This window comes from bacterium (assembly GCA_035703895.1).
Lineage (GTDB): Bacteria > Sysuimicrobiota > Sysuimicrobiia > Sysuimicrobiales > Segetimicrobiaceae > Segetimicrobium.
This window is the reverse complement of record DASSXJ010000055.1, coordinates 1-9478: the sequence shown is the minus strand read 5'-3', so window position 1 is coordinate 9478 and position 9478 is coordinate 1. Positions and strand designations below refer to the sequence as shown.

At 65.4% G+C, this 9478-nt stretch carries 10 protein-coding genes; 6 read left to right on the top strand and 4 right to left on the bottom strand.

Going from position 1 to position 9478, the window contains the following annotated elements; all coding sequences use genetic code 11:
- Both VFP86_03905 and VFP86_03900 read left to right on the top strand, forming a co-directional pair.
- A partial coding sequence (locus tag VFP86_03905) for an NAD(P)/FAD-dependent oxidoreductase (protein ID HET8998768.1) occupies nt 1–1266 on the top strand: 1266 nt, incomplete at its 5' end.
- Nucleotides 1267–1268: 2 nt separating this feature from the next.
- Nucleotides 1269–1796, top strand: coding sequence for a hypothetical protein (locus VFP86_03900; GenBank protein HET8998767.1), 528 nt, complete (start codon nt 1269–1271; stop codon nt 1794–1796).
- A 26-nt stretch (nt 1797–1822) separates the two neighbouring features.
- On the opposite strand, the gene VFP86_03895 is transcribed toward VFP86_03900, so the two are convergent.
- A complete protein-coding gene (locus VFP86_03895) occupies nt 1823–2740 on the bottom strand; it encodes a PrsW family glutamic-type intramembrane protease (GenBank protein HET8998766.1) in 918 nt (305 codons plus the stop codon).
- 242 nt (nt 2741–2982) lie between these two features.
- Between VFP86_03895 and VFP86_03890 the strand changes: the two genes are divergently transcribed.
- From VFP86_03890 to hemG, 4 genes are read left to right on the top strand one after another with little or no spacing between them, the layout of a single operon-like run.
- On the top strand, nt 2983–3390 hold the full coding sequence (locus VFP86_03890; protein HET8998765.1) for a hypothetical protein: 408 nt from the start codon (nt 2983–2985) through the stop codon (nt 3388–3390).
- An 8-nt stretch (nt 3391–3398) separates the two neighbouring features.
- Nucleotides 3399–4430, top strand: coding sequence for a uroporphyrinogen decarboxylase (hemE, locus tag VFP86_03885; GenBank protein HET8998764.1), 1032 nt, complete (start codon nt 3399–3401; stop codon nt 4428–4430).
- 1 nt (nt 4431) lies between these two features.
- Nucleotides 4432–5358: a ferrochelatase gene (hemH, locus tag VFP86_03880; protein HET8998763.1), complete on the top strand. Its 927-nt coding sequence runs from the start codon at nt 4432–4434 to the stop codon at nt 5356–5358.
- Nucleotides 5355–6800 (top strand): protoporphyrinogen oxidase, encoded by a 1446-nt coding sequence (gene hemG / locus VFP86_03875; GenBank protein ID HET8998762.1) that lies wholly within the window; start codon nt 5355–5357, stop codon nt 6798–6800. The genes hemH and hemG overlap by 4 nt, the downstream gene beginning before the upstream one ends.
- Here the strand turns inward: hemG and VFP86_03870 are convergent.
- The 3 genes from VFP86_03870 to VFP86_03860 form a co-directional block, all read right to left on the bottom strand.
- A complete protein-coding gene (locus tag VFP86_03870) occupies nt 6797–7627 on the bottom strand; it encodes an ABC transporter permease (protein HET8998761.1) in 831 nt (276 codons plus the stop codon). The two genes, hemG and VFP86_03870, sit on opposite strands and share 4 nt — an antisense overlap.
- Before the next feature lie 49 nt (nt 7628–7676).
- A complete protein-coding gene (locus tag VFP86_03865) occupies nt 7677–8681 on the bottom strand; it encodes an ABC transporter permease (protein HET8998760.1) in 1005 nt (334 codons plus the stop codon).
- 70 nt (nt 8682–8751) lie between these two features.
- Nucleotides 8752–9478 (bottom strand): ABC transporter substrate-binding protein (locus tag VFP86_03860; GenBank protein HET8998759.1); only part of this gene is annotated, 727 nt, incomplete at its 5' end.

Sequence of the window (9478 nt, the reverse complement as noted above, 5' to 3'; positions counted from 1 at the left end):
CTCGCCGGTCGCTCGGTGCGGGTGGTTCTGCTGGAGGCACGTGACCGCATCGGCGGCCGCGTGTGGTCGCGTCCCGTCGCGCGGACGGCAACGCCGGTGGAACTCGGCGCAGAGTTCATCCACGGCCGAGGCGAGCTGACGATGCAATTGCTCCGCGACGCGGGAACGACGGCCGCAGACACGAGCGGCGATGCGTGGAGGTGCTCCGAGGACGGCGAACTACGACGTGATGACACGGACGTGTCGTCGGTTGCCGGCATCATGGAGGCGGCCCGAGCGCTCGCCGACGACGAGAGCGTCGACCGATTCCTGCGGCCGTTCGAGGGGGATGAGGCGACGTGGGAGGCCGCGACGGAAGCTCGTGCATTCGTCGAGGGATTCGATGCCGCTGATCCGGCGATCGCCAGTGCACGTGCGATGGTAGACGAATGGCGATCGGGGGTCGATTTTTCGATCGCGCGGCCGCTCGGCGGTTACCGGCGGATGTTCGACCATCTCCGCGATGCCTGCGTCGCGGCGGGCGTGCAGCTCTGCCTGTCGACAATCGTGCGCCGAATTTCGTGGCGTCGTGGAGCCGTCACCGTCGATGCGGAGTGTTGCGGTACGCCGCAGGCGATTCATGCGCGAGCCGTGATCGTGACACTTCCGATAGGCGTCTTACGCCATCGCGGCGACGACACCGCGGTCGCGTTCGCCCCTCAGTTACCGCCTGCTAAGATCGAGGCGCTTCGGCGCATCGAGATGGGCCACGCGGTGAAGGTTGTGTTATGGTTCCGGACGGCGTTCTGGGAGCAGATTCGAAACGGGCGCTACCGGGACGCCGCGTTCTTTCGCTGCGAACGGCAACCCTTCCCGACGTATTGGACGGAGTTGCCGGTACGCAGCACGCTTGTCATCGCATGGGTTGGCGGCCCAAGGGCGATCGCGCTCAGCGGCGTCGCAGAAGCGACCCTCATCGAGCGCGCGCTCGGCGGTTTCGGGGCATTGTTCAACCAACCGGAGCTCGTGCGTAAGGAGCTTGAAGGCGGCCTCACACACGATTGGAGCCGCGACCCGTTCGCACGCGGCGCGTACAGTTATGTCACTGTCGGGGGCGGGAATGCGCGCGCGGCGCTTGCGGCGCCGGTTGACGACACGCTCTTCTTCGCAGGCGAAGCCACGTCGACCGACGGCCAAGGCGGCACGGTGAATGGAGCGCTCGAAACCGGCGAGCGCGCTGCCGCGGAGGCTGCGATGGCGCTCGGCGTCAAGGCTCGCAAAGCGTAACAATGGCCGACACCGCATCGTCGATCCTCACTGCCTGGTCGAGCTTCTACGTCATGACCGGCTCGTCGGCTGCGGCGTTGACCGGGTTGATGTTCGTCGTGATCACCCTGGTGACGCGGACGGAACGGGCGGAAGATACCCATGCAGGGATCGCGACGTTTAGTACGCCGACGGTCATGCACTTTGCCGCGGCATTGCTCATCTCGGCCGTGCTCATCGCGCCGTGGCGCTCGCTGGTTCACGCCGGCGTGGCGGTCGCCCTCATCGGTCTCCTCGGCCTCGTGTACATTCTGCGCGTGATGCATCGGACGAGGCGACTCTCCTTCTATACGGCGGATTTCGAGGACTGGATATGGTACACGATCCTGCCCTTTGTGGCGTATGGGGCGATCTCGGCAGGTGCGATAGCCCTTGCCGCTGCTCCGGTGCTGGCACTGTTCATCCTCGCGGGCGGCGTCGTATTGCTGATTTTCGTTGGCATTCGCAACGCGTGGGACATCGTGACCTACATCACCGTGGTGCGCCGCTAAACTCACCTCTCCGCGGGTATGCGCCTTCATTGATGTGGCGTGCGGTCCGGTGCATGCCAGAGACGCCACAGCATGAAGAGTCCGTAGAGCGAGATCACGACGAGCCCGCCGACCTCGAAGGCGAGAAATACCTTGACCTGCTTGATGGTGGGGGGCAGCAGCACACCCTCTATGATCGCGATCCGCTGGGCGGGCGTGGTCGTAAACAGCGCGGTCAGCGCGAACGCGATACCCCGCATCGCGTCCCACAGGGTATGGAGCAGCGCCACGAGCAGGTAGGTGCCGAACACCTTGCGCGTCACGCGGACACGCCCTGCTCGGCTGGCTCCGAAGAGCACGCCCCCGAGGATCGCCGTCCACAACCCATGTCCGACCGGCGCCAACACGCCGCGGATGAGTTCTGTGAACACCAGGTTGCCCAACGACAACGAGACTTCGTGTCCGCCGATAGAGAAGAGCGAGGTCAACGCATACCCGCTGCTCTCGAGGGCGCCAAAGCCAAACCCGACGGTTGCGCCGAGCACGATGCCGTCTCGAATGGTGTAGCGTGGCAGGCGACGGGCCACAAAAAGCAACGCCATCAGTTTGGCGAATTCTTCGATCAGCCCAACACCGACATAGACGAGGAGGCTCTCGCTGCGCAGCCACGACTCCAGCACGGAGGCCGCGAGCGTGCCGAGGACGCCGCCGACGATGAACGTGTAAAAGACCAATCGCAGCGTGAGCTCGGGGCTCTCGTAGTGATCCAAATACCAGATGACGGCGGTGACCGGAACAAGAAAGCTTCCCAGCAGGACGACCGTCGGAATCATGTTCACGTTGCCCGTCGTTCCTGTGACCACGACCGACGCGATCCAGAGGACCAATCCGATCAGGAAGAAATTTTGCCACTTGGGCAGGTCGGAAGGCGTGTAGATGATCGGCCGGCGGTTCGTCTCCTCCATCTCCGTTCCTCCCTCAAACCGGATCGCGATGCTGCATGTACTTCCATCTCTGCGTCCCCGGATCATCTTTGCCGATCTCGGGGATGAGCATCACTCGCGTTTGACGCACGTTGGAGGGGGCGGGACCCTCCGTCCCGAACTCCTGTCGCAGGTGATCGAGGGTCCTGTGCCTGTGCGCCCCTGGTCGCACATCTGCCCACCCCTCATTGTGAGGATTCGGCCCGAGGATGCTCACGTAACGAATGAAGGCGACAACCCATGCGCTCGTGGGCGGGCTCAGCGGAGTGCTCGTCGGGCGCCCTGCGGTGGCGTTTGTTGCCGGAGCGGTCTCGCATGTAGTGCTCGACTTCGTGCCGCATCGCGACGACGATAGACCCCTGCATCTGATCGCCGATGCGTGCGGGGTGCTCGCGGTCCTGGCGCTGGCTATTGTGGCCGGGAACATCGGGATGACCGCCGGGGTGATCGGGGGCGTGATTCCCGATCTCGAGAACGTCCCGGACATTTTGTTCAAGCGCAAGGGGCGCAAGTTCTTCCCCAGTCACTGGTGGAAGCACGAGTCCGCCGCCAACAGCCGCTGGACAGGGATCGAGCCGGTGGTGTTCGTCGCGGCGGCCGCCGGGCTCGTGGCGGTCGTCGGCGTGTTTTAATAGGAGCGATGGGCCACACACTTCCTTTCCTCCGGGCGTGCCGCCGGGAACCGGTCGAGTTCACGCCGATCTGGCTGATGCGGCAGGCGGGCCGGATTCTCCCGGAGTATCGGGCGATCCGCGAACGGATCAGCCTGCTTGAACTCTGCAAGACCCCCGATGCAGCGGCGGAAGTGACCGTGCTCGCGGTAGACCGCCTGAAGGTGGATGCGGCGATCATCTTCGCCGACATCCTCCTCGTCACCGAGCCGCTCGGCGTCGGGCTCGAGTACGCAAAAGGCGAGGGCCCGCTCGTCCACCGTCCCGTGCGGACGGCCGCCGATGTCGAGCGGTTGCGGGAGGTGGATCCTCACGAGGCCGTGCCGTTTGTGTTCGAGACCGTCCGGCGCGCGCGGCAGGCGCTTCACGGACGCGTGCCCCTGATCGGGTTCGCGGGCGGTCCGTTCACCGTCGCGTCGTATCTGGTCGAAGGGAGTCCGTCCCGGCAGTTCCTCAGGACAAAGACCCTGATGTACGGTGATCCGGCAACCTGGCGGAGGCTCATGGACAAGCTTGCGACGCTGACGATCGGATACCTCAACGGGCAGATCGCCGCCGGTGCCCAGGCTGTGCAGATTTTCGACAGTTGGGTGGGGTGTTTGGCGCCCGACGACTACCGCCGGCACGTCCTCCCGTTTACCAAGCAGGTCATCGACGGGATCGCGGGAGCGGTCCCCGTGATCCACTTCGGCATCGGAACCGCGGGTCTACTGGAGCTGATGTGCGAGGCCGGCGGCGACGTGATCGGACTGGACTGGCGCGTGGACCTGGGCCGGGCGTGGGACCGTCTGGGCCAGGACGTCGCCGTGCAGGGTAACCTCGATCCCGCGGTGCTGCTGGCCGACCCGGCAGAAATCAGACGGGCGGTCCGAACCATCTTGGCAAGCGCAGGCGACCGATCGGGACACATCTTCAACCTCGGGCATGGGGTCCTCCCACAGACCCCGTGGCAGCACGCCGCCGCGCTGGTCGAAATCGTGCATGAGGAGAGCCATCGGTGACATGTCGCGCTACGATGCCGTGCTGCTGATCGCGTTCGGTGGTCCGGATCGGATGGAAGACGTCCGGCCATTCCTTGCCAACGTCCTGCTCGGCCGCACCGTGCAGCCGGAGCGCATCGAAGAGGTGGTCCACCACTATGAGGTATTCGATGGGCACTCCCCGCTCACCGAGTTGACGCACCGGCAAGCGGAGGCCCTGCAGGCTGATCTGGCCGCGCGCGGCCCGCGGATTCCGGTCTACGTCGGCATGCGAAACTGGACCCCCTACCTCCACGAGGGCCTGGCCCGGATGCGCGCGGATGGCGTCCGCCATGCCCTCGGGATCGTGATGGGGCCTCACCGCAGTTACTCGAGCTACGAGCAGTACCAGGAGAACGTCGCAGAGGCGCGCGTTCGGGTAGGGGAAGGAGCGCCCGCCGTAGACTACCTCGGGCCGTGGTTCGATCACCCCGGGTTCATCGAGGCGCAGGCCGATCGGATCGCCACGGCGATGAGCGCCGTTCCCGCCGGGCACCGGGAGAGGACCACGCTCATTTTCACCGCGCACAGCCTTCCGTCGGCGATGGCAGCCAAGGCGCCGTACGCCGGCCAGCTGGCCGCCTCTGCGGGGCTCGTCGCCGCCCGACTCCAGCACCCGCGGTGGTCGCTCGCATACCAGAGCCGCAGCGGTGACCCGAGGACTCCGTGGCTCGACCCGGACATCAATGATGTGATTCGGTCCCTGGGGCGAGACGGTGAGCGAGCCGTTGTCGTCGCCCCGATCGGCTTCGTCTGCGACCATATTGAAGTCCTCTACGATCTCGATACGGAAGCTCGCGAGACCGCGGGTCGCAGCGGGGTGGCGTTTCATCGCGCGGGCACGGTGATGGATCACCCGGCGTTCATCCGGATGCTTGGTGACCTCGTGCGGGCCAGGGCGGTGGCGTGAAATCCTCGCCGATCCCCGGGCAGGGCCGGGCCGACGCCCTGCGGATCGTGGTCGTGGGCGGCGGGATCGCCGGCCTGGCCGCGGCGCACCGGCTCTTGGAGTTGAGCGCGGCGAGGCGGGCGCCGATCGATCTCATCCTCGTTGAGGCGAGCGACCGGCTCGGCGGCACGATTGCGACCGAGCAGATCGACGGGTATCTCATCGAGGGGGGACCGGATTCGTTCCTGACCGAGAAGCCCTGGGCTCTCGAGCTGTGCGACCGGCTGGGGTTGACGGAGCGTTTGATCCCCACCCAAGGGGCTCACCGCCGAACCTTCGTGGTCCACCACGGACGGCTCGTGCCGTTGCCCGACGGATTCGTTCTCCTGGCGCCGAGCCGGCTTGGGCCGCTGTGGCGGTCCCCGCTGCTCTCCTGGCGCGGCAAGATGCGCGCGACGATGGATCTCGTTCTGCCGAAACGCCGGGGTGAGGAAGACGAGAGCGTGGGGGCGTTCGTGACGCGGCGATTCGGACACGAGGTGCTGGATCGGGTGGTCCAGCCGCTCGTCACCGGGATCTATACGGTGGATCCGGCCGGGGTCAGTTTGCGCGCCACGATGCCCCGGTTTGCGGAGATGGAACGCCGGCACGGGAGCGTGATCCGGGCGCTGCGGCGGTCGCCAGGAAGCCGCGGAGGCCAAGATGGCAGCGGCCCGCGGTGGAGCCTGTTCGCGGCGCCGGCGGGGGGGATGCAGGAGCTGGTCTCCGGCCTGGCGGGGCGTCTACCGGCGTCTTCGGTCAAGCTGCGCCGGAGGGTCACCTCCCTCGGGCGGTCGAGCGGGCCGCGAACGTGGCGGGTCAACCTGGCCGATGGCACGACACTGCTGGCCGACGGTGTGATCCTCGCGGTTCCCGCGTCCCGGTCGGCCCGGCTTGTGGGAGGCCTCGATCCCGATCTGGGACGCGAGTTGTCGACGATTCCCTATCACTCGTCGGCGATTGTGACGCTCGTGTACCCGAGGACGGAGATCCGGCATCCGCTCGACGGGTTCGGCTTTGTGGTGCCCCAGGTGGAAGGCCGGTCGATCCTCGCCTGTGCGTTCTCCAGCCTTAAATATCCAGGCCGGGCGCCCGACGGCGATGTGCTGTTCCGCGCGTTCCTCGGCGGGGAGCGGTCCCAGGGGGTGCTGGATCGCGACGATGCCGATCTCGCCGCGCTGGTCCAACAGGATCTCGGACCTCTGCTCGGCATCTCCTCTGCGCCCACCCTGGTGCGGGTGCACCGGCACTCGGCGTCGATGCCGGAATATCAGGTGGGGCACCCCGACCGGGTGGCCGCCATTCAGGTGCGCGTGGCCCGCCACCCCGGACTCGCCGTCGCCGGCAATGCGTTTGGGGGTGTGGGGATTCCCGACTGCATCCGTTCGGGGGAAGAGGCGGCGGAGCGCGTGCTGGGGGGTTAGAAGGATCCCGAGAGGCGGGGATCCAGTGCGTCGTGGAGGCCGTCTCCGGTGAGGTTAAAGCTGAGCACCATGAGGGCGATCGCGGCACCCGGAGCGAGGGCGGCCCAGAACGCGGTCAAGAGGTACTTGTAGCTGTCAGAGAGCATCACGCCCCACTCGGGCGTCGGCGGTTGGGCACCCAATCCGAGGAAGCCCAGCGCGGCCGCGTCGAGGATCGCGCCCGCGACGCCAAGGGTCGCCTGAACGACCAGCGGAGAGGCGGCGTTTGGCAGAACCGCTCTCATCAACACGCGCCAGCTTCGCGCGCCCATCGCCCGAGCGGCGGTCACATACTCGTGCTCTTTGATTGAAAGGGTGGACGCCCGCGCGACGCGCGCATACACGGGGATATTGACGATACTGACGGCCAGGATGGTGTTGTTGAGGCCGGGGCCGCGCATCGCGACGATCCCGATAGCCAGAATCACGGATGGGAACGCGAGCATGATGTCCATGATCCGCATGACGATATTGTCCACGCGTCCCCCAAGGTACCCTGCGCTGATCCCCAAAAGCGCCCCGGTGCCCAACGCGCCTGCCACTGCGACCAAGCCGACCGTCATGGAAATGCGGGCTCCGTAGAGCACGCGGCTCAGGACGTCGCGTCCGAGCTCATCGGTGCCGAACCAATTTTGGGCCGTTGGCGGATGAAGCCGCATGGCGAGGTTCTCATCGTCGATCCCGACGGGGGCGATCTTCGGGGCGAAGATCGCAATCAGAGTGAACACCGCAATCAGAAAAAAGCCTGTGCGGGCATTTCCGTTCCGCCAGAACCGCCGCACGGCCATGCGGAGCGCCGACCGCTCCGAGCGGCGCATCGCAGGGTGCGTGATCAGGCTACGCGTAACGGATTCTGGGGTCGAGGAAAGCATACAGCACATCGACGCATAGATTGACGAGCACGAATACGAGCGAGAACAGCAGAATCCCGCCCAAGATCACGGGGTAGTCGCGAAAGAGGATCGAATCGTACATGAACCGCCCCACCCCCGGCCACGAAAAGATCGTCTCGGTCAGGATCGCGCCGGTCAAGAGCGAACCCACCTGGAGCCCGATCACTGTGATGACCGGCAGGAGCGCGTTACGGAGCCCGTGGCCGATGATGACTACCCGCGCGGCCACGCCCTTTGCGCGCGCGGTCCGAATGTAGTCCTGATGAAGCGCATCTTGCATCGACGCTCGGGTCATCCGAGCGATGATCGCCGTCGAATACGAGGAGAGGGTGATGCTCGGGAGGATGAGGTGGCGTAGCGCATCCCAGGCCGCGGGAAGGTTCCCCGTGAGCAGGCCATCGAGGACGTCGATGCGTGTAACGGTTTGCAGCGAGTAGTCGATCCCGATCTGGCCACTCGTCGGAAGCGAGTGGAAGTAGACGCTAAAGATGTAGACGAGCATCAGACCGAGCCAGAACACCGGAAGCGAGACCCCGGCCAAGGCGATTGCCATCCCAGCTCGATCGAAGATGGAGTTGGGTTTTGCGGCCGAGAGGAGGCCGATGGGGATGCCCACGAACAGGGCCACCGTGATCGCCCCCAACGACAGTTCGATCGTCGCCGGGAAGCGAGGCCAGAACTCCACAATCACCTGCCGGTGGGTTTCCAATGAATCCCCAAAGTCGCCTCGGATCGCATGCCACAGGTAGACCCCATACTGCACCGGCAGCGGTTGATCCAGCCCGAACTCATGTTGCACGCGCGCGATCGACTCGGGGCTGGCATGTTCTCCAAGATACACGGTTGCCGGATCGCCGGGAAGGAGGTGGATCAGCAGGAATGCCGCCGCGGAGACCCCGATGAGGATGGGGATGAGGGCAAGCACGCGGCGTCCGATGTACCGAAGCATTCGCTATGCGGCACGACAGGGGGCCGGACAGCTGGTGCCGGCCCCCCGTCTGAGCTTAGGACACCCTGAGTTACTTGAGGGACACCGTCTCCATGTACTCGTTCGCGTCCGGCTGTCCGACGAGGCCCGCCACGTTCTTACGCATCAAGATCGGGACCTTGGCGTGGGCGATCGGGATGTCCCGGTAGTCGTCGAGGAGCAACTGCTCGGCCTGCGCGTACATCTTTGCCCGCTCGGCCTGACTCACGGTCACTTTGGCTTTGTTGATCAGGTCGAACACGGCCGGGTTATTGTACGAGAGGTACGCGTTGTCCTTATCGTACTTGGGGAAGAAGAACCCGAGCCAATCGTCCGGGTCCCCGTTGTCCCCGATCCACCCGATCATGAAGATGGGGAACTTGTTGGTTTTGCGGTCCTTGAGATACGCGGCCCAGTCCTCGGTCATCAGGTGGACCCGAATGCCGACCTTGCCCAAGTCGCTGGCGATCGCCGTTCCGATCTCCTTGCCGGCGGGGAAGTAGGGACGGCTCACCGGGATGTACCAGAAGTCGAGGGAAAACCCGTTCGGGTACTTCGCCTCGGCCAGCAACTGTTTCGCCTTTGCGACATCGTACTCGAACCCTTTCACGCCCTGGGTTCGTCCCCACATCGACGGAGGCATGTGCTGTTGGGCCACCTCGCCGTACCCGGCATAGAGTCCCTGGACGATCGCCTGGCGATTGATGGCGTGGGCCACGGCCTCGCGGATCTTCTTGTCCTTGAAGATGTCGTTGTTCATATTGAACCGCACCCACCCC